The sequence below is a fragment of the Streptomyces torulosus genome (genome assembly GCF_001419765.1).
GTDB lineage: Bacteria > Actinomycetota > Actinomycetes > Streptomycetales > Streptomycetaceae > Streptomyces > Streptomyces torulosus.
On record NZ_LIRK01000001.1, the window covers coordinates 1 to 24773 of the forward strand.

Here is a 24773-nt window from a genome sequence, read left to right on the forward strand (position 1 = left end):
CCCTTCATGAAAAGCACGGGGCGCAGCCCCTGTCGCTTTTCAGGGGCGCGGGGAACTGCGCGAACAACCACGACGAACCCGCACCCGCCGACGAACCGCGCACCCCCGAGCCATGAGGCGCCCGCTGACACACCGCCCGCACGGTTCTTGTCGGCCCCCCTGACCCCCCGTACCGTCTGTGGCCGGACATCGGACATGGGACGTCCGATGTCCCCTCATCCGGACGCATGAAGGGCTGGCCGCACCGTGCCGTCGAGTCTTCGCGCACGTCTCAGATCCACCCTCACCGCCTTATTCACCACCACCGCACTCCTCGCCCTCTCCCACCCCGCCGGAGCGGAGGGCCGACCAAGGACCGGCGCCACCGAGTTCGACCAACAAATTCTTTTCAAGGCGTCCCAGGACCCCGGCTACGCCTGCTTCCGCATCCCGGCGATCGTGCGGAGCACCGCGGGGACCCTGCTGGCCTTCGCCGAGGGACGCGTCCTGAACTGCGGGGACGCGGCCGACATAGACCTCGTGCTGAAGCGGTCCACGGACGGCGGCCGCACCTGGGGCCCGCTCCAGGTCGTCAACGAGGGCGCCGGCGACACCCACGGCAACCCCGCCCCCGTCGTGGACCGGGAGACCGGCCGCATCGTGCTGGCGGAGACCTACAACACGGGCCGTAAGGACAGCGCGAGCTGCGACGTGCCCTGTGACCGCACCCCGCACCTCCAGTACAGCGACGACGACGGACTGACCTGGTCCGAGCCGCGGTCGCTCGCCGAGCAGATCCGTCCGGCCCACTGGAACTCCTGGTACGCCACCGGGCCGGTGCACGGCATCCAGCTCACCCGCGGCCGGCACGCGGGCCGGCTGGTTCTCGGGGTGAACGCCGAGACCTGGGCGGACGGCCGGGTCTCCGCCAACCACGCGGCGCTCGCCACCAGCGACGACGGCGGCGAGAACTGGCGGATCGGCGCCACCGACACCTGGCCGATCGCCACCGACGGAACGTTCCGGCAGAAGCCGTCGGAGCTGACGCTCACCGAACGCGCCGACGGCTCGGTCCTGGTGAGCGGGCGCGAGCAGGACGGCACCGACCTCGGGCACCGCAGCCAGACGGTCAGCCGGGACGGCGGTCGCAGCTTCGCCTCCCCGTTCCGGACGTTCCCGGACCTGTACATGCCCCAGGTGCAGGGCTCCGTGCTGCGGCTGGGCGACCGCATGCTGCTCGCCGGGCCCACCGACCCGGACCGCCGCCGGACCATGGCGATCCGTTCCTCGTACGACGGCGGCCGCACCTGGGAGAGCGTGGACCGGGGCACGGTCGTCACCACCGACTGGTCCGGCTACTCGGACCTGGTGCGGATCAGCCGTGGCGCCGACGGCGCCGGCGACGTGGTGGGGCTGCTGTACGAGGGCGGTGCCGTCGACGCCCGTGACGAGATCCGCTTCGCCCGATTCATGGAGGACTGGCTGAAGCCGCGCCGGGGCCCCGACCCGACGACTCCCGACCGGGCACCCGGCGGCAGGCGGGCCGCCGTGCTCGGGGGTGCGCGGCCCACGGACGGGGCGTTCGGGGGCGCGATCGCGTTCGACGGCGCCGACGACGCCGTGCGGCTGCCGTACCGGTCCCGACTGCCGCTCCACGACAAGGAGTTCACCGCGTCGCTCTGGTTCCGCTACACGGCGGCCACCGGGGAGCATCCGCTGCTGTGGATGGGAGGGGTCGGGACCACGCAGCCCCAGGTGTGGGTGCGCGGTGAGCCGGCGTCGGGGAGGCTGACGGGGCTGATGACCGTGCGGGACGGGGCCGCGCCGCCCAGGACCGTGTCGGTGCGGTCGACGGGCGCGTACAACGACGGGCGGTGGCACCATCTGGCGCTGCGACGCGGCGGCGGGCAGCTGACGCTGTTCGTGGACGGGACGCCGTTCACCGTCTCCGACGTCGCCGGATCGGTCAGCCGGAACTCGCCGTTCGGGGTGCACCTCGGGCAACGCGTCGACAGCCGGGTGCACTTCACCGGCGCACTCGACGAAGTCCTCGTCGTCGACCGGGCGTTGAGCGACGACGAGGTGGCCGGTCTGCGGGCCGGGGACACGGCCGCGCGGCGCGGCGCGATCCTGTGGCTGCCCATGGACCGCGTGGACCGGGGCCACTAACGTCCCTCCCGTGCCCGACGACGCGGGAGCACGACGGCGGACGGGGGCGGGACCGGTCATCGTTCTGGCACTGGTCCTCGCCCTCGCCGCCGTGCTGCTCACCGCCCTCCCGGACGACGACCGGGAGGGCGGCCGCACCTGCACGGCCCGCACCGTCCGGGACTGGGACCCGGACGAGCCGCTGACCGGCGAGTTCGCCCGCTACGGCGACGACGCGACCCGCACCGACGACTGGACCGGCGGCGACGGCACCCACTCGGTGCGCCTGCCCGACGGGCGGGTGCTGTGGCTGTTCTCCGACACCTATCTGGGCCAGGTGCACGCACCGCCCAACCCGGTCGGCGAGTCCGTGGCCTGGCGGGACGTCGCGACGCCGCTGGTGCGCAACTCGGCCGTCGTCATGTCCCCCTCGGGCCGGCTGGAGTCCACGCTCCCGGCCCCCGTCTTCCCGGACCCCGCCCCGCGGCAGTGGCGCTGGCCGGTGGCCGCCCGGGTCGAGCCCCGCTCCCCCGGCTCCGCCGAGAAGGTCGTCCGGGTGCTGCTGTGGACGCGTACGGCGGGCCAGGCGCCCTGGATCTACGGGGTGCCCACGGCCACCGAGGTGGCCACGCTGTCGCTGCCCGCGCTGCGACTTGAGGGGATCACGACGGTCCTCGACCAGGCGTCGGTCGCCGATCCCGCCCGGCGGGTGCTGTTCGGGACGACGGCCGTCGACGCGGGCGACTGGACGTACGTCTTCGGCGGCACCGACGCCCAGGCCGCCTCCCGGCCGACCTCCCACGCGTATGTCGCCCGGGTGCCGCGCGGCAGGCTCGGGGAGCCGGGCGCGTGGGAGTACTGGGACGGCTCGCGCTGGGCGGTGCGGGGGCGGCCCGCGGCGGTGCTGGGCAACGGGGAGGACAAGGGCGTCGGCAGCGCCTTCAGCGTCGTCCGGGACGGGCGCACCTATGTGCTGTTCACGATGGCCGCCGGGACCGAGGGCCTCACGACCGTCACCGCGTACTGGGCCTGCTCCCCGACCGGGCCCTGGCACGGGCCCGCGAAGGGGTTCGGCCCACCGCTGCCGAGGGACGGGGTCGCGGCGTACAACCCGCAGGCGCACGAGGCGCTCGGCGGCGACGGGCGGCTGGTCCTCAGCTACGACGTCAACTGGCTGGACGCGAACGCGGCGGCGGCGCAGCTGAACATCACGCGGGACGTGTCCCTGTACCGACCTCGGTTCGTTTCCCTTCATCTCGCCGCTCCGTGACCTCCGCCTCCTCGGGGTCGTGCGAGCGGCGCTTGGCGATGACCGCGCAGACCATGAGCTGCATCTGGTGGAACAGCATCAGCGGGAGCACGGCGAGGGACGCCTCGGCGCCGAACAGGACGCTCGCCATGGGCAGTCCGGAGGCGAGGGACTTCTTGGAGCCGGCGAACTGGATGGCGATCCGGTCGGCCCGACCGAAGCGCAGCAGCTTCGCGCCGTACCAGGTGAGCGTGAGCATCACGGCGAGGAGCACGGCCTCGACGACCAGCAGTCCGCCGAGCCGCAGCGGGCTGACCTGGCTCCAGATGCCGCGCACCATGCCCTCGCTGAACGCGACGTACACAACGAGGAGGATCGAGGCACGGTCGACGAGGCCGAGGATCCGCTTGTGCCGGGTGACGAAGCCGCCGATCCAGCGGCGGGCGAGCTGGCCGGCGACGAACGGCACCAGCAGCTGGAGCACGATCTTCCAGACCGCGTCGGCGGAGAAGCCGCCCACACTGCCGCCGAGCAGGCTCGCCGCGAGCAGCGGGGTGATGACGATGCCCGCGAGGGAGGAGAAGGAGCCCGCGCAGATCGCGGCGGGAACGTTCCCGCGTGCCATCGAGGTGAACGCGATCGACGACTGGATGGTCGACGGGACGAGGGTGAGGAAGAGCAGACCCGTGTAGAGGGAGTGGCTCAGGAACACCGGTTCGAGGCCGCGGGCGGCCAGACCCAGCAGCGGGAAGACGACGAACGTGCAGGCCAGGACCGTGACATGGAGCCGCCAGTGCTTCAGGCCGTCGAGTGCCTCACGGGTGGAGAGCCGGGCGCCGTAGAGGAAGAACAGGAAGGCGATCGCGGCCGTGGACGCGCCGGAGGCGACCTCGGCGGCCGCGCCCCGCGCCGGGAGGAGCGCCGCGAGGCCCACCGTCCCGAGCAACAGCAGGATGTAGGGGTCGATCGGCATCCAACTCGGCCAGCGCAGGCGTTTCACGGTGCTCCACGTGCTTTCGATCGGAGGTGCGGCGGGGGCCGGAGAGCCCCTCTCCATGGTCCTCTCCCACCTCGTGATCGGGAATCCGTCATACGGCTCTGACTGTCATCGCGTTTCATGATGACCGGGAGTAGGGTGCCCTTCATGTACGACCCCACTCACCTGCGGGCCTTCCTCGCCGTGGCGCAGACGCTGAGCTTCACGCAGGCGGCACGGCGGCTGGGGCTGCGCCAGTCCACGGTCAGCCAGCATGTGCGCCGTCTGGAGGACGCGGCCGGGCGGCAGCTGTTCACCCGGGACACGCACTCGGTGGAGCTGACGGAGGACGGTGAGGCGATGCTGGGGTTCGCGCGTCGCCTGTTGGAGGTGCACGAGCAGGCCACGGCGTTCTTCACCGGGACCCGGCTGCGTGGGCGGCTGCGCTTCGGCGCGTCGGAGGACTTCGTGCTGACCCGGCTGCCGGAGATCCTGGAGGGCTTCCGGCACGACCACCCCGAGGTCGACCTGGAGCTGACGGTCGAGCTGTCCGGCACGCTCCACGAGCAGCTGGCGGCGGGCAAGCTCGACCTGGTGCTGGCGAAGCGGCGCCCGCAGGACCCGCGCGGCGAGCCGGTCTGGACGGACCGGCTGGTGTGGATCGGCGCGGAGCGGCTGCGTCTCGACCCCGACCGCCCGGTGCCGCTGATCGTCTACCCGCCGCCGGGCATCACCCGCGCGCTGGCCCTGGAGGCGCTGGAGCGGGAGGGCCGCGCCTGGCGGGTGGCCTGCACCAGCGGCAGTCTCAACGGCCTGATCGCCGCCGCCCGCGCGGGCCTCGGCGTGATGGCTCATTCCCGTCGTCTGGTGCCCCCCGGTCTGGTCCGGGTGCCCGAGCGGGCGGGGCTGCCGGAGCTGGGCGAGGTCGACTTCGTGCTCGTGCACGGACGGCGGCCGGGAGCGGCGACGAGCGCGGCGGACGCGCTGGCCGCGGCGATCCTCTCCGGCGGCGACCGACTCCACGGCCGAGCCCGCGGGGTGTGACGGCACGGTGCCCGACTGCGCTGGAACTGATGTCGGTCCGTGCGACCGGAAGCCGCCGGGGCCGGCCGTGAAGCGGCGCGACCCGGCCCCGGCGGCGGCCGTAATCGGGTCGTACAGATTCGGTGGAGATTACGGTGCCGAAACCTACTGCGCCGTAAGGAGTTTCGCCCGAACTCTGCCCGTCTGCACACCTTCTCCGCCACCCGCTCGTACTGATCTTGCCGATTCGTCCCCTCCGATTCCCCTCCCATCCCGGCTCCCGGTGAGGTAGCTTTCACGCGCTGTGCGGAGCGCCACGAGGAGCGGGTTTGCGCGAGTTCACCAACCCTCCGTTGGCGTCGGCGCCGCCGGTGGGCGGTCTGGCCGACGTCGTCTTCGAGTACGCCCAGGAGGACCCGACGTACATCGCGCTCGGCCGCAAGGACGAGCGGGGCGAGTGGCGCGACGTGACCTCCGCCGAGTTCCGTGACGAGGTGCTGGCGCTGGCCAAGGGCCTGCTGTCGCAGGGGGTCCGGTTCGGCGACCGGGTCGCCATCATGTGCCGCACCCGGTACGAGTGGACCCTGTTCGACTACGCCCTGTGGACGATCGGCGCCCAGGTCGTCCCCGTCTACCCGACCTCCTCCGCCGAGCAGGTCTTCTGGATGCTGTACGACTCCCAGTGCACGGCCGCGATGGTCGAGCACGAGGACCACGCGATGACCATCGCCACGGTCATCGACCGGCTGCCGCAGCTGCGCCGGCTGTGGCAGCTGGACGCGGGCGCCGTGGAGGAGCTGTACGAGTCGGGCGCGCAGCTCGACGACGAGGTGGTGCACCGGCACCGGCGGGCGGTGACCCCGGAGTCGGTCGCGACGATCATCTACACGTCCGGCACCACGGGCCGCCCCAAGGGCTGCGTCATCTCCCACGCCAACTTCATGGTCGAGGCGGACACGGTCATCGAGCGCTGGGCGCCGCTGTTCGAGTCCCGCAGGGGTCAGGAGCCGGCGACCCTGCTATTCCTGCCGCTCGCGCATGTCTTCGGGCGGATGGTGCAGGTGGCCGGGATCCGGGGCAAGGTGAAGTTCGGGCACCAGCCGCAGCTCAGCGCGGCCGTGCTGCTGCCGGACCTGGCCGCCTTCAGGCCGACGTTCTTCCTCGCGGTGCCGTACATCTTCGAGAAGGTGTTCAACGCGAGCCGGCGCAAGGCCGAGCGGGAGGGCAGGGCGGGCCCGTTCGAGAAGGCCGTCGAGGTCGCCGTGAAGTACGCGGACGCGATGGAGGCGAAGGCCTGGGGCATCGGGCCCGGCCCCTCCGCGGGCCTCAGGATGCAGCACCAGTTCTTCGACAAGGTCGTCTACGCGAAGATCCGGGAGGCCATGGGCGGCCGGATCAAGTACGCGATGTCCGGCGGCTCGGCGATGGACCGCCGGCTCGGCCTGTTCTACGCGGGCGCCGGCATCCACATCTACGAGGGGTACGGGCTGACGGAGTGCACGGCGGCCGCGACGGCGAACCCGCCGGAGCGCACCCGGTACGGCACCGTCGGCCAGGCCATCCCGGGCATGACCGTGCACATCGCGGACGACGGCGAGGTGTGGCTGCGCGGCCCCAATGTCTTCCAGGGGTACCTCAACAACCCCAAGGCCACCGACGAGACCCTGCACGACGGCTGGCTCGCCACCGGGGACCTGGGCGCGCTCGACGAGGACGGCTACCTCACGATCACCGGGCGCAAGAAGGAGATCCTGGTGACCTCGGGCGGCAAGAGCGTCTCCCCGGCGATCCTGGAGGAGCGGGTGCGGGACCATCCGCTGGTCGCCCAGTGCATCGTCGTCGGCAACGACCGGCCGTACATCGCCGCGCTCGTCACGCTCGACGCGGAGGCGGTCGAGCACTGGATGCAGATGCACGGCAAGCCGAAGCTGTCACCGGCCGATCTGGTGCGCGACCCGGAGCTGGAGACCGAGGTGCGGCGGGCGGTGGTCGCCGCCAACACCCTGGTCTCGCAGGCCGAGTCGATCCGCACCTTCCGGATACTGGCGCACCAGTTCACCGAGGAGCAGGGTCTGCTGACGCCGTCGCTGAAGCTGAAGCGGAAGGCGATCGAGAAGATGTACGCGAAGGAGGTGGAGGCGCTGTACCGGGCGTGAGAGCGCCGGGGACGCGCCCGCCTCCGCGCACCCGGGTCAGACCAACTGGTAGCCCCGCATGTTCCGCAGCAGCATGTGGCAGTTCTGCAGGGAGCCCGAGGTGTCGCCGAGGGAGCGGTAGATGCCCCACTTGGGGCGCAGCCGGTCGGCGAGGAAGGTGTCGACGCCGGTGCGGGCGACGTCGATCAGGGTCGTCGAGCCCTTCTTGAGGATCCAGCGCACCGAACCCGCCGAGCCGTTGCCGACCTTGACCTGGAAGTCGACGTCGGTCCAGGAGTCGTGCAGGGGCGCCAGGTCGGTACGGCCGACCAGGATGTCGTCGATGGGCAGCTTCAGCTCGATGGTCTGGGCACCGTTCACCCGGCGCAGGGACTGCACGACGAGCGGGGAGGTGCCGTTGCCGGGCTGCTTCATCTGCATGATGTGGGTGAAGCTGGTGGTCGCCTTGAGGGAACTCGGCAGATACATCTGGTAGGTGACCCGCCAGGTCTGCCCCTCCGTCCAGCGGAGGAAGCCGCTGCCGGTACGCAGGCCGGTGACCTCCTGGCGCTGCCGGTCGGTCGAGGTGTCCCGGTCGACGGTGTGCATGTCGAACCGCCAGGTGTCGCCGGTGGCGCGGATGTGCGGCGCGGCCGCGGTGTGGGAGTCGGCGCGGTCGTCCTCGACGGTCTCGAAGGCGCGGAGTCCGTCCGCGCTCGCCGAGGGGGACCACTTCAGCTGCCATGAGGCGGCGTGCGCGGTGGCCGACGGACCGAGGGCGGCGGCCGTGCCGCCGAGTGCGGCGCCGAGGAGGGTCCTGCGGGTGGGGGTCATGGCCATCCATTCACGTACGCGACCGGAGTTCAGTGATGTACGTCGGGCGGTGGCAAGACTTCCCGTGTGACGGTGTTCGGTCAATGGTCCGGACCGATAACGTAGAACCGTCGGATCCATTTCCGGCCATTCTGCGATTCGGTGCGCGAGCGGGCCGCTCAGGAATGCATCGCGCGCCGTGATCGTTGACGATGGGAAGCACCAACCGACGACTTTAAGGATCGAGAGCTCGTGAGCAGCAAGGTCCCCCCGATCATCCTGAACAACGGCGTCGAGATGCCCCAGCTGGGCTTCGGCGTCTGGCAGGTGCCGGACGACGAGGCCGAGCAGGCCGTCGGCACGGCGCTGGAGGCCGGCTACCGCAGCATCGACACGGCCGCGATCTACGGCAACGAGCGGGGCACCGGCAAGGCGCTCGCCGCCTCCGGCGTCCCCCGCAAGGACCTCTTCGTCACCACCAAGCTCTGGAACACCGACCAGGGCTACGACGCCACGCTCCGCGCCTTCGACGAGTCGCTGGACAAGCTCGGCCTGGAGTACGTGGACCTGTACCTGATCCACTGGCCGATCCCGGCCCGCGGCACCTACGTCGACACGTACAAGGCGTTCGAGAAGCTGTACGCCGACGGCCGCGCGCGGGCCATCGGTGTCTCCAACTTCCTTCCGGAGCACCTGGAGACGCTGATCGAGGCGACCAGCGTCATCCCGGCGGTCAACCAGATCGAGCTGCACCCCCACCTCCAGCAGCACGCCGCCCGCGAGTACCACGCGGAGCAGGGCATCGCCACCGAGGCATGGTCGCCGCTCGGCCAGGGCAAGGGCCTGCTGGAGGTCCCGGCGATCATCGCCATCGCGCAGAAGCACGGCCGCACCCCGGCCCAGATCGTGCTGCGCTGGCACCTCCAGCTGGGCAACGTGGTCATCCCCAAGTCGGTGACCCCGTCCCGCATCAAGGAGAACATCGAGGTCTTCGACTTCTCCCTGGACACCGAGGACATCGCCGCGATCAGCGCGCTGAACGAGGACCGCCGCATCGGTCCCGACCCGGCGACCTTCGACATGGCCTGAGGTCCACTCCACCGCGACCGACGGAACCGCCCGCCGGAGGTACTCCGGCGGGCGGTTTCGTGTGGCCACGGGCGGCCACCGCCGCCGCGCCCGCGTCACGCGCGCGCGAGGTGGACCGTGTGGGCCGCGAGGACGAACACATCGGGGCGGTGGTGGAGGCTCGCCTTGTCGTCGGGGTCCAGGAGCCGGTCCAGGGTGGAGAGGTCGGACGGGTCGAGGTGGTCCGCGTACTCCGCGAGTGTCTCCCGGCGCCGCCGGAAGAGGGTGAGGGCGTGGGCGCGTGCCGCCTCCGACACCGGGGCCGGCAGGTCCAGCAGGAAGGTGCGGGAGGTCGCGTCGCGCAGGCCCGCGGCGGTGAGCAGGCCCGGCCAGTCCTCCGCCTCCGCGACCGTGCCGGGCAGGGCGGCCCGCATCTCGCCGAACCACAGCTCCTCGACCGCGTCGAGCCGGGACTGGAGTCCGGGGCGGCCGATGCCGATGTCCCGCGGCAGGAACCGCGAGGGCAGCCCGCCCTCGACGAGCGCCAGCACCCCGCCCGGGGCCAGCCGTTCGGCGAAGGCGGCGAGGCCGGCCCGCTGGTCACCGAGGTGGTGCAGGCTGCGGCTGGCCCACAGCACATCCACGGGGTACTCCAACTCGGCCAGACCCGCGGGGAGGTCCGCCTCCAGGGTGGCGAACCGGTCGGCGACGCCGAGGCGTTCCGCCCGGGACCGGGCCCGCTCCAGCAGCGGCCCCGAGCCGTCCACGGCGACGATCCGGGCGCCGGGGAACGTGTCGGCGAGCAGCGTGCTCACCACGCCCGGACCGCTGCCCGCGTCGACGACGAGCCCGGGCTCCGGCTGCCGCGCGGCCACCCAGGCGGCGGCCTGGCGGTTCAGCGGCGCGAACAGCTCCGCCTGCTCCTCCAGGTGCTCGGCCAGCTCGGCCCAGTCGATGTCGGTGTGGTCGTGACGCCCGTGCCCTTGACCGTGGCCGTGGCCCTGGCCGTGCTGGTGGTGGTGTCCCATGGTGGTGAGCCTCTCTTCCGGTTGCCGTCAGCCTGCGCCGACGCACCACCGAACGGCAACCTCCCTTGCCGTAACGGCAAAACCTCCGGGCTTCAGCCCTTGTCGGCGGCCCGGTAGACACAGACGTTCACTCCCGTGGGGCTCGTGACCGTGGAGACCAGCTTCAGGGTGTGCTTGGCGCCGCCGTCGGGGAAGATCGTCTTTCCGCCGCCGAGGACGACCGGCATGACCATCAGCCGCAGCTCGTCGACGAGGCCCTCGTGCAGGAGGGTTCGGGCGAGGCTGGGGCTGCCCATGACGAGCAGGTCGCCGCCTTCGCTCTCGCGCAGCTTGCGGATGTGGGCGACGGCTTCCTCACCGGGGACGCGGGTGGTGTTCCACGTCAGCTCGTCGTCGCCGAGGGTGCTGGAGACCACGTACTTGGGGAGGGCGTTGATCCGGTCGGCGAAGGGGTCACCGGCACGTTCGGGCCAGGCCCCGGCCATCGCCTTCCATGTGCGGCGCCCGTACAGCAGCGCGTCGGCCGCGCGCAGCGCCTCGTCCCAGGCGCCGCCGACCACCTCCGGGTCGAAGAACTCCTGCGTCCAGCCGCCGTGGGCGAAGCCGCCGTCGGTGTCCTCCTCGGGGCCGCCGGGGGCCTGCACGACGCCGTCCAGGCTCATGAACTCGGTGATGACGATGCGCATGGGGCGGTCTCCTCGTCCGTGCGGGGTGTACGGCGGTGAAGACCGGGCTGCCGTCCGGAACTCATCGCCCCACCCACCCACGTCACAGTGACGTGCGTCACACCACCATGCCACCGAAACGGCCACGGCCGCCCGCCCCCGTGGTGAACGGGGGCGGGCGGCCGTCGCGCGTGCGGGTGTGCCGTGCGGCCGGACCCGCCAGGGAGTGGGGGAAGCGCGCGCCCCTGGCGGATCCTCTCAGCCGGCGGAGGTCACAGCGCCGGGTACGCGTTCCGCATCAGCTGCTGGAACTGGGCGGAGAACCAGTGCCCGGACAGCGGCGCGTTCGGCAGGGCGCCGGACATGTTGTAGTTGTTGCGCGGGTTGCCCGTGTACGTCGGGTCGCACATGCCGTCGAAGCCCTTGCCCTCGTCGTTCGGGATCTGGGAGCTGGCCCCGTCGGACTCCCCCGGCGGCTTCATCCACACGTAGGCGTCGATCCCCGTCGCCGGGGATGCCTGCGGGCGTTCGCCGAGACCGGCCCCGGACTGGTTGCACCAGTTGCCGGTGTTGAGGCGACGGTCGTAGCGCCCGCCGTCGACGTAGGTGTCGACGGTGGTCTTCGGGCCCGGTCCGGCGGGCCTGGCGGTGCCGCCCCACCCGTTGCGGGAGGTGTCGATCAGCATGCCGACGTTCGAGTTGAAGCCGGCCGAGACGGCCTGCGTCCGGAAGGCCTGGGCGAAGGACAGCTCGTCGACGTAGCGGTTCCAGTCGACCCACTTCGACTCGCGGACCGACTTGCCGGCCACGTTGTCGTTGATGGTGAAGTTGTTCTCCTTCAAGGCGCTGTAGTTGGCCGTGTTGGTGATGAAGCCGTGGACGTCGTTCACCGTGGCGCCCTCGGCGGTCGCCGCCTCCTTCATGATGGCGGCGGAGGGAGCGAAGTTGTCGTCCCAGCCGAGCCAGCCGTGGTGGCCGGCGTCGACGTAGTTGTAGACGTTGGGAACGTCGCCCAGCTTGTTGAGCGCGTAGCCGACACCCTTGACGTAGTTGCCGTTGGCCTTCATCACGTCGCACTGCGGCACGGCCGTCGGGCGGCTGCCGGTGTTGGTGACGAGGTTGGGCAGCGAGTCGATCTCGACCGTGGTGACGATGCGCAGCGAGGCGTACTTCGGGTCGGCGAGGATCGCCTTGATCGGGTCGATGTACTGCGTCTTGTACTTGTCGATCTCGTCGGCCTTGAGCTCGCCGTTGGAGGAGAGGGCCGAACAGTCACGGCCCGGCAGGTTGTAGATCACCAGCTGGACGACGAGCTGGTCGGAGCCCTTCTGGCGCAGCGCCTCGTCGAGGTGGGCCCGCAGCCCCATCTTGCCGCCGGCGCCCGCGATGGCGGCGATGCGGTCCAGCCACACACCGGTGGGCTGGTTGGCGATCCGGCTGCCGCCCGGCTCGGCTGCGGCGTTCGCGGACCACTCCGGGTTCACGTACACCTTGGCGCCGGCGTACGGGTTGTCCACCCGCGAGCCGGGGTTGCCCGGGCCCGGCTCGCCCGGACCGCCGCCGCCGTCGTCGACGTTGCAGGTGACCCCGTCCAGCGTGAAGGTCGCCGGGAGGGCGTTGGAGCCGCTGTAGGAGGCGTTGAAGCCGAAGCTGACCGAACCGCCGGTCGGGAGCGACCCGTTGTACGTCTCGTTGGAGGCCGTCACCGCGCTGCCGCTCTGGGAGATTCTCGCGTTCCAGCCGTTGCCCACCTGCTGGTTGCCCGCGTACGACCACTTCGCGGACCACGAGGACTTCGCGGCGCCGTTGTTGGTGATCGTGACGGCGGCGGTGAAGCCGGTGGACCACTGGTTCTGCACCTTGTAGTCGACGGTGCAGGGGATCGCCCGGATGCCGGAGTCGTCCGGCACGGCGGCCACCGCGGTCCCGGCGGCGCCGGCGACCAGCGCCATCGCCGCGAGGAGTGCTGTTCTGGTACGGCTCATGAGTGCGGGTTTCCTCTTCCGTAGTGGGGTGTACGTGGAGGTTCCGTAGGGGGTCGTGCGGGGTGCCCGTCCGCCGAGGCGGCGGGGACGCTCGCTCGGCCCGACGCCCGACGACATGGGACTGTCGTCGCGGGCGGAGTTCAGGCCGGGTCGGCCGAAGCCGGCCATGTGCTCCGGTTCCGGCCCGGGCGAAAAGCGGATCGCCACGGGGCGGGGTGGGTCGGTTCCACGGCCGCGGACCCAGCTCACAGGTGTCCGCGAACCCGCCGGACGACCCTGTCGCCGGGCAGCTCGGACACCGGCGGCCCGTCACCGTCCGGCGGGACGTGCCCGCTCACGGCGACGAGTAAAAGACCTGAACGCGGAGGGTGGCGCATGAGCGACTCCTTGCAGATCGGGCGCGCCGTGACGGCCGCGTCGACTGGTGGAACCGCTCCCACTGGTGCTGGTGAAGGTAGCGCCAAGCGACGGTAAAAGACAGGGGTGTTGCGTTATTGCCCACCACAAATCTTTTCGCCCGTCATCGAATCTTTTCGACTCTTCAAGCACCTTGACCGCCTGCACCCCTCTCCTCAATATGGGAGCGCTCCCACTGGTTCAAGGCTTGTTGTTGCTGCTCCGCCCCCACCTTCGTAAGAGCCGCACGGAAGGAACCAGAGCATGCACCCCAGACGCGGACGCCGTACCGCACGGCGCCTGTGGACCGCCGCGGTCGCGGCCCTCGCTCTACCCCTGACGATGCTGGGCACGGGATCGTCCCCCGCCGCCGCGGCGGCCGTGGCCTGCAACGTCGACTACAAGACCAATGACTGGGGCTCGGGCTTCACCGCCGAGCTGACCCTCACCAACCGGGGTACCGAGGCCATCAACGGCTGGACCCTCACGTACTCCTACGCGGGCAACCAGACGCTCACCGGCGGCTGGAGCGGCACCTGGTCGCAGTCCGGCAAGACGGTGACCGCGAAGAACGCGTCCTGGAACGGCACCATCGCCGTCGGGGCCGCGGTGAGCACCGGCGCCCAGTTCACCTACAGCGGCACGAACACCGCGCCGACCAACTTCGCGATCAACGGCACCGCGTGTGTCGGCGCCCATCAGCCGCCGATCACCGTGCTGACCAGCCCGACCGCGGGTGCCACGTACTCGCAGGGCGACCCGGTGCCGATGGCGGCCACCGCGGCGGCCGCGGACAACGCGACCATCACCAAGGTGGAGTTCTACGACGACACCAAGCTGCTGGGCACGGACACGACCTCGCCGTACACCTTCTCGGCCACCGGTCTGTCCGTGGGCAGCCACTCGCTGGTCGCCAAGGCGTACGACAGCCTGGGCGCGTCGGCGGACTCCGCGCCGGTCGGCATCACGGTCGCCTCGGGCCCCGCGGTGGTGGTCTCACCGACCCAACTGGGCGTGCAGCAGGGCAAGGCGGGCACGTACGACGTGAAGCTCTCGACCCAGCCGTCGGGCAATGTGACGGTGACGACCGCGCGGGCCTCCGGCAACTCGGGCCTGTCGGTCACGGGTGGCGCGTCGCTGACGTTCACGCCGCAGAACTGGAACACGGCCCAGAAGGTGACCGTCACGGCCGACTCCTCGGGCACGGGTGCCGCGGTCTTCGAGTCGACGGCCACGGGCCACGCCAAGGGCGCGGTGACGGTGACGCAGCTGGCGGCGTCGAAGGTGTACGACGCCCGCTTCCTGGAGCTGTACGGCAAGATCACCAACCCGGCGAACGGCTACTTCTCCCCCGAGGGCATCCCGTACCACTCGGTGGAGACGCTGATCGTCGAGGCGCCGGACCACGGCCATGAGACCACCTCGGAGGCGTACAGCTACCTCCTGTGGCTCCAGGCCATGTACGGCAAGGTCACGGGCGACTGGTCCAAGTTCAACGGCGCCTGGGAGATCATGGAGAAGTACATGATCCCCACCAAGGCCGACCAGCCGACCAACTCCTTCTACACGGCGAACAAGCCGGCGACGTACGCCCCCGAGCACGACACCCCCAATGAGTACCCGGCGCAGCTCAACACGTCGGTCTCGGTCGGCTCGGACCCGATCGCCGCGGAGCTCAAGAGCGCCTACAACACGGACGACATCTACGGCATGCACTGGATCCAGGACGTGGACAACGTCTACGGCTACGGGAACGCGCCGGGCAAGTGCGAGGCCGGACCGGCCGACACCGGCCCGTCGTACATCAACACCTTCCAGCGCGGACCGCAGGAGTCGGTGTGGGAGACCATCCCGCAGCCCACCTGCGACCAGTTCAAGTACGGCGGCAGGAACGGGTATCTGGACCTGTTCACCCGTGACGCCTCCTACGCCAAGCAGTGGAAGTTCACCAACGCCCCGGACGCCGACGCGCGCGCCGTGCAGGCCGCGTACTGGGCGGACGTCTGGGCCAAGCAGCAGGGCAAGGGCGGTGACGTCTCCGCGACCGTCGGCAAGGCCGCGAAGATGGGCGACTACTTGCGCTACGCGATGTACGACAAGTACTTCAAGAAGGTCGGGAACTGCGTGGGACCGACCACGTGCCCCGCGGGCACCGGCAAGGACGCCTCCTTCTACCTGCTCTCCTGGTACTACGCGTGGGGCGGCGCCACCGACACCAACGCCGGCTGGGCCTGGCGCATCGGCTCCAGCCACGCGCACGGCGGCTACCAGAACCCGCTCGCCGCGTACGCCCTCGCCAACTACGCCCCGCTGAAGCCCAAGTCGGCGACCGGGCAGGCGGACTGGGCCAAGTCCCTGGACCGGCAGATCGAGTTCTACCGCTGGCTCCAGTCGAACGAGGGCGCGATCGCGGGCGGCGCCACCAACAGCTGGGCGGGGCGGTACGCGACGCCTCCGGCCGGGACGCCGACCTTCTACGGCATGTACTACGACGAGAAGCCGGTGTACCACGACCCGCCGTCCAACCAGTGGTTCGGCTTCCAAGCGTGGTCCATGGAGCGGGTTGCCGAGTACTACCAGCAGACGGGCAACGCCGCCGCGAAGACGGTGCTCGACAAGTGGGTCGACTGGGCTCTGTCCAAGACCACGATCAACCCCGACGGGACGTACCGGATTCCCTCCACGCTCCAGTGGTCGGGCGCCCCGAACACCTGGAACCCGTCCAGCCCCGGCTCCAACAGCGGGCTGCACGTCACCGTCGCCGACTACACCGACGACGTCGGCGTGGCGGGCTCGTACGCCAAGACGCTGACGTACTACGCCGACCGCTCCGGTGACGCCGACGCGGCCCGGGTCGCCAAGGCGCTGCTCGACGGCATGTGGGAGCACTACCAGGACGGGCTCGGTGTCGCCGTCCCGGAGACCCGCACCGACTACAACCGGTTCGACGACAAGGTGTACGTGCCGAGCGGGTGGACGGGCACCATGCCGAACGGTGACGCGATCAACTCGTCGTCGACGTTCGAGTCGATCCGGTCGTTCTACGAGGACGACCCGGCCTGGTCGAAGATCGAGGCGTATCTGGCGGGTGGCGCCGCGCCGTCGTTCACGTACCACCGGTTCTGGGCCCAGGCGGACATCGCCCTGGCCATGGGTGCGTACGCGGAGCTCCTCGAATAAGTCCCCGCTGAAGCTCCGGGTACGAGGTCCTGCGCTCCGGCGGGGGCAGGACCTGGGCCGGGCGGTCCCCACCCGCACAGGGGGCCGCCCGGCCGTTCGCGCCCCGTCCATCCCTCCCTCCCCCCACATTTCCGGAGAGGACTTCACCGTGCGAAGAACCCGCATCCTCACCACCGTCCTGGCCCTCGCGGCCGGTCTCCTCGCGGGCTCCCCACCCGCGCTGGCCGCCGAGCGGGCCGGCCAGGCGGAGCAAGCCGAGCGGGCCGGCGAGAAGGTATCGATCGCCGCCGACACGTACACGTGGAAGAACGCCCGTATCGACGGTGGCGGGTTCGTGCCCGGCATCGTGTTCAACCGCAAGGAGAAGAACCTCGCGTACGCCCGGACCGACATCGGCGGGGCGTACCGCTGGGTGGAGTCGTCGAAGACATGGACGCCGCTGCTGGACTCCGTCGGCTGGGACGACTGGGGGCACACGGGTGTGGTGAGCCTCGCCTCCGACCCGGTCGACCCGAACAAGGTGTACGTGGCGGCCGGCACGTACACCAACAGCTGGGACCCGGGCAACGGCGCGATCTACCGCTCGTCCGACCGGGGGGCGAGCTGGCTGAAGGCGAATCTGCCGTTCAAGCTGGGCGGGAACATGCCGGGGCGCGGCATGGGCGAGCGGCTGGCGGTGGACCCTCACAGGAACAGCGTGCTGTATCTGGGGGCGCCCAGCGGGAAGGGGCTGTGGCGGTCCACGGACTCGGGGGCCACCTGGTCGCAGGTGACCAACTTCCCGAACGTCGGCAACTACGTGGCCGACCCGTCCGACACGAGCGGGTATTCCAGCGACAACCAGGGCATCGTCTGGGTCACGTTCGACGAGTCGACGGGCGGCGCGGGCACGGCCACGAAGACGATCTACGTGGGTGTCGCCGACAAGGAGAACGCGGTCTACCGGTCGACGGACGCGGGCGCGACCTGGTCACGGGTGGCCGGGCAGCCGACCGGCCAACTGGCCCACAAGGGCGTCCTGGACGCGACGAACGGCCATCTGTATGTCGCGTACAGCGACACGGGCGGCCCGTACGACGGCGGCAAGGGCCGGCTCTACCGCTACGCGACGGCGACGGGGACCTGGACGAACATCAGCCCGGTGGCGGAGGCCGACACGTACTTCGGCTTCAGCGGACTCACGGTGGACCGCCAGAAGCCGGGCACGGTGATGGCGACGGCGTACAGCTCCTGGTGGCCGGACACACAGATCTTCCGCTCCACCGACAAGGGCGCGACCTGGACGAAGGCATGGGACTACACCTCGTACCCCAACCGTGAGAACCGCTTCACCATGGACGTCTCGTCGTCGCCGTGGCTCACGTGGGGCGCGAACCCGTCGCCGCCGGAACAGACGCCGAAGCTGGGTTGGATGACGGAGTCGCTGGAGATCGACCCGTTCGACTCGAACCGCATGATGTACGGGACGGGCGCGACGATCTACGGCACCGAGAACCTCACCAACTGGGACAGCGGCGCCAAGTTCACCGTGAAGCCCATGGTGCGGGGCCTGGAGGAGACGGCCGTCAACGACCTCGCCTCTCCCCCGTCCGGGGCCCCGCTGCTCAGCGCGCTCGGTGACATCGGCGGTTTCCGGCACACGGATCTGACGAAGGTCCCGTCGATGATGTTCACCCAGCCGAACTTCACGACGACGACCAGCCTGGACTTCGCCGAGACCGACCCGAACACCGTGGTCCGGGTGGGGGACCTGGACTCGGGGCCGCACATCGCGTTCTCCACGGACAACGGCGCCAACTGGTTCGCGGGCACCGACCCTTCGGGGGTGAGCGGCGGCGGCACGGTCGCGGCCGGCGCGGACGGCAGCCGCTTCGTGTGGAGCCCGGCGGGCACCGGCGTGCGGTACACCACGGGCTTCGGGACGTCGTGGCAGGAGTCGAGCGGGATACCGTCCGGCGCGATCGTCGAGTCCGACCGGGTCGACCCGAAGACCTTCTACGGCTTCAAGTCCGGGAAGTTCTACGTCAGCACGGACGGCGGCGCAACGTTCACCGCGTCGAACGCGAGCGGCCTGCCGAGCGGTGACAGCGTCCGCTTCAAGGCGCTGCCCGGCACCAAGGGCGACGTGTGGCTCGCGGGCGGGGAGACGGGTGGCGCGTACGGGCTGTGGCACTCCACCGACGGCGGCGCCACCTTCACCAAGCTGTCGAACGTCGCGCAGGCCGACACCATCGGCTTCGGCAAGGCGGCCGCGGGCGCCTCGTACCAGACGCTGTACACCAGCGCCAAGATCGGCGGGGTGCGGGGCATCTTCCGCTCGACGGACAAGGGCGCCACGTGGACGCGGATCAACGACGACGCCCATCAGTGGGGCTGGACCGGCGCGGCGATCACGGGTGACCCGCGGGTCTACGGCCGGGTGTACCTCTCCACCAACGGTCGCGGTGTCATCTACGGCGACACCTCCGACACGGGCGGCGGCGGGGGCGGCGGCACGGATCCCGATCCGGAACCACAGCCGACGGGCGCCTGCGCGGTGACCTACAAGATCACCAACCAGTGGTCGGGCGGCTTCCAGGCCGATGTGCGGCTGGCCAACACGGGCACCAGCGCCTGGTCGGGCTGGACCCTCAACTGGTCCTTCCCGAACGGCCAGAGCGTCACGCAGCTGTGGAACGCGGCCCACACCCAGTCGGGTGCCGCGGTCTCGGTGAAGAACATCGCCTGGAACGCGAACGTCGCGGCGGGATCGTCGGTGAGTTTCGGCTTCACCGGAAGCTGGTCGGGGACGAACGGCAGACCGACCGCCTTCCGGCTCGGTGACCAGTCCTGCACGGTGACCTGACACCCGAGCGGGACGCGACGAGGGCGCGCGCCGGTCACGGCGCGCGCCCTCATTCATTCGTCGTCACGGTGCCGGATCCACCAGAGGAGCATCACCGTGGCGGCGACGAGCATGATGATCGCCGGTGCGGCGGTGACGACACGGGACAAGGTCATCGACGGTCTTTCTCGGCCGCTGCCCTGGAGGTGACGGCGTGCTGGACGGGGCGGGCCGGACGATGATCCCGCCCGGGGCCGCCGACGTCAGCAGGACGGCCGAAAATACACCCGTTCGTGTCTGCGTCGTCATACCGGTCAGGGCGTGTGGACCGCCGGTCGGGGCGCCGTGGGCATCCCGGCGCCGATGAAGAAGCTGGTGTGCGGGGGCTGGTTGTACGCGGTGTTCTGCCAGGCAAGTCCTGTGCGGTACTGGGTGTCGTGGAGCAGGGTCGTGATCCTGGTGCCGGTCTCGACCGGGGTCGAGTAGATCCGCAGGGCGGTGTTGCCGCTGGTGCGCCAGACGACCTCTTCGCGCCAGTCGCCCAGGATGTCGCCGGAGAGGGCGGGAGTGGACTTGGTGCCGTTGTTGGAGGAGACCCCGGAGCCGGTCAGCATCCGGGTGTCGCCGGACGGACCGTACTTGTCGATGCGGGTGCCGTCGAGGAGTTCCCGGACGGGGTCGCCGTCCCACCAGGACAGGAAGTTGACGGAGGACGGCTCCCGGCCCTTTGTTGCGCCGGCCTCGTCGCGGATGGAGGTGTCGGAGGCGGACCACATCTCGGGGCCGTCATTGCCCGCGTGGATGTCCCCGGCGACGCCCCGGCCGTTGTCGCAGCAGGCGGCGAGCTTCCAGCGGACCGCGCCGTTCGCGGGGTCGATGTACAGCGCGGCGGGCTGCGAGGTGGACTCGGAGACCTTGAAGTACTCCAGGCCGGGGGTGGAGGGGTCGAGGTCGCCGAGGTGCTGGGCGTCGCCGTGGCCCGTCCTGGTGGTCCACAGGCCGCTGCCGTTGTCGTCGACGGCCATCGCCCCGTACACGATCTCGTCCCGGCCGTCGTTGTCGACGTCGCCGACGGACAGGCTGTGCGAGCCCTGGCCGTCGTAGCCCTTGCCGCTGTTGGTGGAGGAGCTGGTGTCGAAGGTCCAGCGGCGGGTGAAGGCGCCGTTCCGCCAGTCCCAGGCGGCGATCACGGTACGCGTGTAGTAGCCGCGGGCCATGATGAGCGAGGGGCGGGCGCCGTCCAGGTACGCCGTGCCCGCGAGGAAGCGGTCGACGCGGTTGCCGTAGCTGTCGCCCCAGGAGGAGACCGTGCCGCGTCCGGGGACGTAGTCGACGGACTGCATGGCCCTGCCGGTCTGCCCGTTGAACATGGTCAGGTACTCGGGTCCGGTCAGTACGTAGCCGCTGGAGTTGCGGTGGTCGGCGGAGGCGCTGCCGATGACGGCGCCCGTGCCGTCCCGGGTGCCGTCGGCGGTCTTCATGGCGACCTCGGCCCTGCCGTCGCCGTCGTAGTCGTACACCTGGAACTGGGTGTAGTGGGCGCCGGAGCGGATGTTGCGGCCCAGGTCGACGCGCCACAGCCGGGTGCCGTCGAGCTTGATGCCGTCGACGATCGTGTTGCCGGTGTAGCCGGACTGGGAGTTGTCCTTGGCGTTGGTCGGCTGCCACTTGAGGACGAACTCCAGGGCGCCGTCACCGTCGAGGTCGCCCACGGAGGCGTCGTTGGCCTCGTAGGTGTACGCCACCCCGTCCGGGGTGGTGCCGCCGGCGGGCGGACTGATCGGCACGTCCGTGTAGCCGGTGCGCAGCTGCACCGCGTGCACGGAGTCGCCCTGCTCGACGCCGTTCACGACGGCGCGCACGGTGTAGTCGGCCTGGGCGGGCGCGCCGGAGTGGAAGTAGTTGGTGGACCCGGTGATCGGGGTCGCGTTGACCTTGGTGCCGGCCCGGTAGACGTTGAACGACACGGTGTCCGGGTCGGTGCCGAGCCAGCGCCAACTGACCAGGTTGCCGGCGTCGGTGTGCACGCTGACCACGCCCCGGTCCAGCTTCTCGACCTGGCGTGCGCCGGCCGCGGCGGCGGGCTGCGCGCCGAACGCGGTGAGTCCGGCGGCGGCCAGTGCGGCCGCCGCCAGCGTGGTGATGGTCCTGCGGGCCCTGCGGATCGTACGTCTGTGGTGCGCGTGCGGGTGCTGCACGGGGTACCTCCCGGGAGGACAGACGGGTTCCGCTTCCTCAGTCGCCGCCGGTCGCACCGGAGTTGCCGCCCTGCGATGCGTATCTCGCGGCGAGTTCGGCGACCGTCCGGGCGATGCGCTCGCGCAGCTCGGCCGGCTCCAGGACCTCCACCGCGGTGCCGAGCCGCAGGAAGTCGTCGTGGGCCCGGTCGAGGGACTCCACGGGGACGGTGGCCCGGGTCCAACCGTCGGCGTCCAGGCGTCCGCCCGCGTCCACCGCGCGTCCTTGCGGGCCGGTGAGCCGGGTGCCGGGCTCCAGGCGGACGACGGCCTCGGCGCGGTGCAGCCGGTCGTGGAAGTCGCGCTGGTACGCCGCCCAGTACGCGGCCAGCCCGAAGTCCTCGGGGCGGGTGAACTCCTCCTCGGTGGTGGTGAGTTCGAGGATCTGGTCGACGCGGTAGGTGCGCGGGCCGGGGCCGGCGACGACATACCAGCGGCCCGCCTTGAGGACGAGCCCGTACGGTTCGAGGCGGCGCCGTACGTCGGTGGGCTCGGCCCAGCGGCGGTAGAGCACGTGCAGGACCCGGCCGTTCCAGACGGCGTCCGCCACCGCGGGCAGGAACGGGGTGTCGTCGGCGTCCGCGTACCAGCCGGGGGCGTCCAGGTGGAACCGGCCCGCGACCCGGTCGGCGTGGGGGCGCAGCGCGTCGGGGAGGGCGGCGCGCACCTTCAGCTGGGCGGCGGCCAGGACCGCGCCCAGGCCGAGTTCGGCCGCGGGGCCGGGGACGCCCGCGAGGAACAGGGCCTCGGCCTCCTGGCCGGTGAGGCCGGTGAGCCGGGTGCGGTAGCCGTCGAGGAGGCGGTAGCCGCCGGCGTGGCCCGCGTCGCCGTACAGCGGGACACCGGCGGCGGCGAGCGCCTCCATGTCCCGGTAGACCGTGCGGACCGACACCTCCAGCTCCTCCGCGAGCCGGGCGGCCGTCATCCGGCCCCGGGTCTGGAGCAGCAGAAGGATCGACACGAGACGGCTGGACTTCACTGACACAGGATGTCAGGGAAGCGGTCCTAGCGTCGCGTCATGTCGTTCAGTGAGAAACTGCTGACCGTGCCGCCGCCCGTCGAGGTGGCCGGCCGGCACATCAAGCGCTACCACGTCACCGCGGACCCGGCCGGCATCGCGCCCGAGGTCGAGAAGGCCGCGTACGCGATCCTCCCCGAGCTGCTGCCGGAGCCGGACGGGACACCGCCCGTGACCTTCGTCGTGCTGCACCGGGGCGGGGACGACGGCGCCTATCTCAACGCGTACAGCTGGGTGTGGGACAACGTCCTGCACTTCGGGGGCGCGGCGGCGGGCCAGCCCGTCCTCGGCTGCCCCGACCGCGATCCCGCGCGCTTCGTGGCCACCGGGCGGCCGTGGATCGGCTGCGTCTGGGAGCTGCCGCCGATCGCACACGAACGCGACGCCTGGGTGCGCCATATGCTCGCACCCCAACTCCCCGATCTGGACGGCTACTTGGCTGATTCCCTGCCTGCCGGAACCACCGGGGGCCGGGCATGAGCGGCCCGCACGACTTCGACTTCTTCCACGGCGAGTGGGAGGTCCGCCACCGCCGCCGCACCGACTTCCTCGACCCGGACAGCGACTGGGAGGAGTTCCCGGCCACCAGCCGCTGTCTACCCCTGTTCGACGGGGCGGCGAACATCGACGAGATCGACATGCCGCACCTCGGGTCGAAGGGGCTGACGCTGCGGCTGTTCGATCCGGAGGCCCGCGTGTGGTCGCTGAACTGGTCGTCCAGCCGCAGCGGGCGGCTGTTCCCGCCGGTCGTCGGCCGGTTCGAGGGCGGTCGGGGCGAGTTCCACGGAGACGACACGCACGAGGGCAAGGACGTCCGGGTGCGGTTCGTGTGGTCCGGTGTGTCCGCGACCGCCGCCCGCTGGGAGCAGGCGTTCTCGCTCGACGGCGGGCAGACGTGGCTGACCAACTGGACCATGGAGTTCCGGCGGCCGGCGGTGACCTGACCGCCGGCACAGGTCACCTCTTGCGGAACGCCCGGAGCGAGAACTCCGGGTCCGGGCGGGGCCGGTCCTGGTCAGGGAGGGCCGCGAGGCGTACGGCGAAGTCGTCGGCGAGGGGATCGCCGGGCGGGAGGGTGACGAACCAGCCGCGGCGCAGGTCCATGAGGGCGCGGCGGGGGCTTCGGCCCTGGCCGCGGCCCGGGAAGCGGGCCTCGCCGACGGGGCGCAGCCCGTGCTCGTCGGCGTACTTCTCGACGGCCGCCGAGGTGTCCGTGGCCGGACTGCGGGGGCGGGTGGCGAGGACGGCGTCGATGTCGCTGCCGACGTTGTGGGCGGCCCCCTTGTCGACGGTGGTGATGTACACACCGCCCGGACGCAGCACGCGGGCGCACTCACCGACGACCCTTCGAACGTCGTCCGGGTCCGCGAGCAAATGGAGGAGCCACACGCTGGTGACGGCGTCGAACGCGTCATCGGGGAAGGGGAGTCGGCGGCTGTCGCCGAGGACGATCGCACCGGGGAGGCGGGCGGCGGCCCGGCGCGCCATCGCGGTGGTGAGGTCGACGCCCGTCACCCGCATCCCGGGGCGGGCCGCGGCGAACCGCCGGGTCACGATGCCGGTGCCGCAGGCGACGTCGAGCAGGCCGCGCGCGCCCCGGGGGACGAGTCCGAGTACGGCGTCGGCGGCGGCCTCGGCGCGGGGCTCGCCGCCGCGCAGGGCGTCGTAGTCGCCCGCCTCCTTGTCGTAGTCGAGCACCGGATCAGCTCGCCCCGTGGCCGGGGGCGAGTTCCTCCACCCGCCGGGCCAGTTCGAAGTCCTTCTCGGTGAGGGCGCCGCCCGCGCTGTGCGTGTGGACGGTCAGCGAGACGGTGTTGTAGCCGAGGGTGAGGTCGGAGTGGTGGTCGAGCTCCTCCTGGGTGCGGGCGATGTGCACCACCATCGCGGTCGCCGCGAAGTGCGAGGCCAGCCGGTAGGTGCGGGCGATCCGGTCCCCGTCCAGCGACCAGCCCGGCAGTTCCGCGAGCCGGTCCTCGATCTCCTTCTGCGGCAAGGGTTCGACGGGCATGGCCCGCTCCTTCCGTGACGTCCCCTCCATGACGTGCGGTC

At 71.2% G+C, this 24773-nt stretch carries 18 protein-coding genes; 9 read left to right on the forward strand and 9 right to left on the reverse strand.

The features are described from left to right. The first annotated feature begins 246 nt into the window (after positions 1-246). The gene (locus AOK23_RS00005; RefSeq protein WP_055710677.1) at positions 247-2148 is read left to right on the forward strand and encodes a sialidase family protein; all 1902 of its coding nucleotides are present in this window, start codon (positions 247-249) and stop codon (positions 2146-2148) included. A 10-nt stretch (positions 2149-2158) separates the two neighbouring features. Then, positions 2159-3397 carry a DUF5005 domain-containing protein gene (locus AOK23_RS00010; RefSeq protein ID WP_055710678.1) on the forward strand — a complete coding sequence of 413 codons (1239 nt, stop codon included), beginning with the start codon at positions 2159-2161 and terminating at the stop codon, positions 3395-3397. Here the strand turns inward: AOK23_RS00010 and AOK23_RS00015 are convergent. Then, the gene (locus AOK23_RS00015; protein ID WP_107102689.1) at positions 3336-4376 is read right to left on the reverse strand and encodes a bile acid:sodium symporter family protein; all 1041 of its coding nucleotides are present in this window, start codon (positions 4374-4376) and stop codon (positions 3336-3338) included. The two genes, AOK23_RS00010 and AOK23_RS00015, sit on opposite strands and share 62 nt — an antisense overlap. A gap of 144 nt (positions 4377-4520) precedes the next feature. Here AOK23_RS00015 and AOK23_RS00020 point away from each other — a divergent pair, with 144 nt between their 5' ends. Together AOK23_RS00020 and AOK23_RS00025 are read left to right on the forward strand one after the other, a co-directional pair. Next, positions 4521-5396 (forward strand): LysR substrate-binding domain-containing protein, encoded by an 876-nt coding sequence (locus tag AOK23_RS00020; RefSeq protein WP_055710696.1) that lies wholly within the window; start codon positions 4521-4523, stop codon positions 5394-5396. 308 nt (positions 5397-5704) lie between these two features. Then, on the forward strand, positions 5705-7531 hold the full coding sequence (locus tag AOK23_RS00025) for an AMP-dependent synthetase/ligase (RefSeq protein ID WP_055710680.1): 1827 nt from the start codon (positions 5705-5707) through the stop codon (positions 7529-7531). 36 nt (positions 7532-7567) lie between these two features. Here the strand turns inward: AOK23_RS00025 and AOK23_RS00030 are convergent, their stop codons facing one another. Then, positions 7568-8344 carry a hypothetical protein gene (locus AOK23_RS00030; protein WP_055710697.1) on the reverse strand — a complete coding sequence of 259 codons (777 nt, stop codon included), beginning with the start codon at positions 8342-8344 and terminating at the stop codon, positions 7568-7570. 231 nt (positions 8345-8575) lie between these two features. Here AOK23_RS00030 and AOK23_RS00035 point away from each other — a divergent pair, with 231 nt between their 5' ends. After that, positions 8576-9412 carry an aldo/keto reductase gene (locus AOK23_RS00035; protein ID WP_055710681.1) on the forward strand — a complete coding sequence of 279 codons (837 nt, stop codon included), beginning with the start codon at positions 8576-8578 and terminating at the stop codon, positions 9410-9412. A gap of 95 nt (positions 9413-9507) precedes the next feature. Here the strand turns inward: AOK23_RS00035 and AOK23_RS00040 are convergent, their stop codons facing one another. From AOK23_RS00040 to AOK23_RS00050, 3 genes are all read right to left on the reverse strand, one after another. Next, on the reverse strand, positions 9508-10419 hold the full coding sequence (locus tag AOK23_RS00040; RefSeq protein ID WP_055710682.1) for a class I SAM-dependent methyltransferase: 912 nt from the start codon (positions 10417-10419) through the stop codon (positions 9508-9510). A gap of 92 nt (positions 10420-10511) precedes the next feature. Next, on the reverse strand, positions 10512-11105 hold the full coding sequence (locus tag AOK23_RS00045) for a dihydrofolate reductase family protein (RefSeq protein ID WP_055710683.1): 594 nt from the start codon (positions 11103-11105) through the stop codon (positions 10512-10514). A 251-nt stretch (positions 11106-11356) separates the two neighbouring features. Next, positions 11357-13069, reverse strand: coding sequence for a glycoside hydrolase family 6 protein (locus AOK23_RS00050; protein WP_055710684.1), 1713 nt, complete (start codon positions 13067-13069; stop codon positions 11357-11359). Between the two features lie 660 nt (positions 13070-13729). On the opposite strand from AOK23_RS00050, the gene AOK23_RS00055 reads away from it, so the two are divergent. Together AOK23_RS00055 and AOK23_RS00060 are read left to right on the forward strand one after the other, a co-directional pair. Continuing rightward, positions 13730-16645, forward strand: coding sequence for a glycoside hydrolase family 48 protein (locus AOK23_RS00055; protein WP_055710685.1), 2916 nt, complete (start codon positions 13730-13732; stop codon positions 16643-16645). 148 nt (positions 16646-16793) lie between these two features. Further along, the gene (locus tag AOK23_RS00060; RefSeq protein ID WP_055710686.1) at positions 16794-19490 is read left to right on the forward strand and encodes a cellulose binding domain-containing protein; all 2697 of its coding nucleotides are present in this window, start codon (positions 16794-16796) and stop codon (positions 19488-19490) included. 293 nt (positions 19491-19783) lie between these two features. Here the strand turns inward: AOK23_RS00060 and AOK23_RS00065 are convergent, their stop codons facing one another. Then, complete coding sequence (locus AOK23_RS00065; protein WP_055710687.1) at positions 19784-21667, reverse strand: rhamnogalacturonan lyase; 1884 nt, start codon at positions 21665-21667, stop codon at positions 19784-19786. A 37-nt stretch (positions 21668-21704) separates the two neighbouring features. Then, complete coding sequence (locus AOK23_RS00070; RefSeq protein ID WP_055710688.1) at positions 21705-22685, reverse strand: helix-turn-helix transcriptional regulator; 981 nt, start codon at positions 22683-22685, stop codon at positions 21705-21707. 39 nt (positions 22686-22724) lie between these two features. On the opposite strand from AOK23_RS00070, the gene AOK23_RS00075 reads away from it, so the two are divergent. Together AOK23_RS00075 and AOK23_RS00080 are read left to right on the forward strand one after the other, a co-directional pair. Next, complete coding sequence (locus tag AOK23_RS00075) at positions 22725-23204, forward strand: hypothetical protein (protein ID WP_055710689.1); 480 nt, start codon at positions 22725-22727, stop codon at positions 23202-23204. Beyond that, positions 23201-23668, forward strand: coding sequence for a hypothetical protein (locus tag AOK23_RS00080; RefSeq protein ID WP_055710690.1), 468 nt, complete (start codon positions 23201-23203; stop codon positions 23666-23668). The genes AOK23_RS00075 and AOK23_RS00080 overlap by 4 nt, the downstream gene beginning before the upstream one ends. Before the next feature lie 13 nt (positions 23669-23681). On the opposite strand, the gene AOK23_RS00085 is transcribed toward AOK23_RS00080, so the two are convergent. Further along, positions 23682-24422, reverse strand: a complete 741-nt coding sequence (locus AOK23_RS00085) for a class I SAM-dependent methyltransferase (RefSeq protein WP_055710691.1) — start codon at positions 24420-24422, stop codon at positions 23682-23684. A gap of 4 nt (positions 24423-24426) precedes the next feature. After that, positions 24427-24732 (reverse strand): 4a-hydroxytetrahydrobiopterin dehydratase, encoded by a 306-nt coding sequence (locus AOK23_RS00090; RefSeq protein ID WP_055710692.1) that lies wholly within the window; start codon positions 24730-24732, stop codon positions 24427-24429. Positions 24733-24773 lie beyond the last annotated feature (41 nt).

Bases quoted from the DNA above. Each gene is read 5' to 3' on its own strand.
- AOK23_RS00090 (WP_055710692.1), bottom strand. From the start codon at position 24,732: ATGCCCGTCGAACCCTTGCCGCAGAAGGAGATCGAGGACCGGCTCGCG.
- AOK23_RS00030 (WP_055710697.1), bottom strand. From the start codon at position 8,344: ATGACCCCCACCCGCAGGACCCTCCTCGGCGCCGCACTCGGCGGCACG.
- AOK23_RS00055 (WP_055710685.1), top strand. From the start codon at position 13,730: ATGCACCCCAGACGCGGACGCCGTACCGCACGGCGCCTGTGGACCGCC.
- AOK23_RS00080 (WP_055710690.1), top strand. From the start codon at position 23,201: ATGAGCGGCCCGCACGACTTCGACTTCTTCCACGGCGAGTGGGAGGTC.
- AOK23_RS00075 (WP_055710689.1), top strand. From the start codon at position 22,725: ATGTCGTTCAGTGAGAAACTGCTGACCGTGCCGCCGCCCGTCGAGGTG.
- AOK23_RS00050 (WP_055710684.1), bottom strand. From the start codon at position 13,069: ATGAGCCGTACCAGAACAGCACTCCTCGCGGCGATGGCGCTGGTCGCC.
- AOK23_RS00045 (WP_055710683.1), bottom strand. From the start codon at position 11,105: ATGCGCATCGTCATCACCGAGTTCATGAGCCTGGACGGCGTCGTGCAG.
- AOK23_RS00040 (WP_055710682.1), bottom strand. From the start codon at position 10,419: ATGGGACACCACCACCAGCACGGCCAGGGCCACGGCCACGGTCAAGGG.
- AOK23_RS00020 (WP_055710696.1), top strand. From the start codon at position 4,521: ATGTACGACCCCACTCACCTGCGGGCCTTCCTCGCCGTGGCGCAGACG.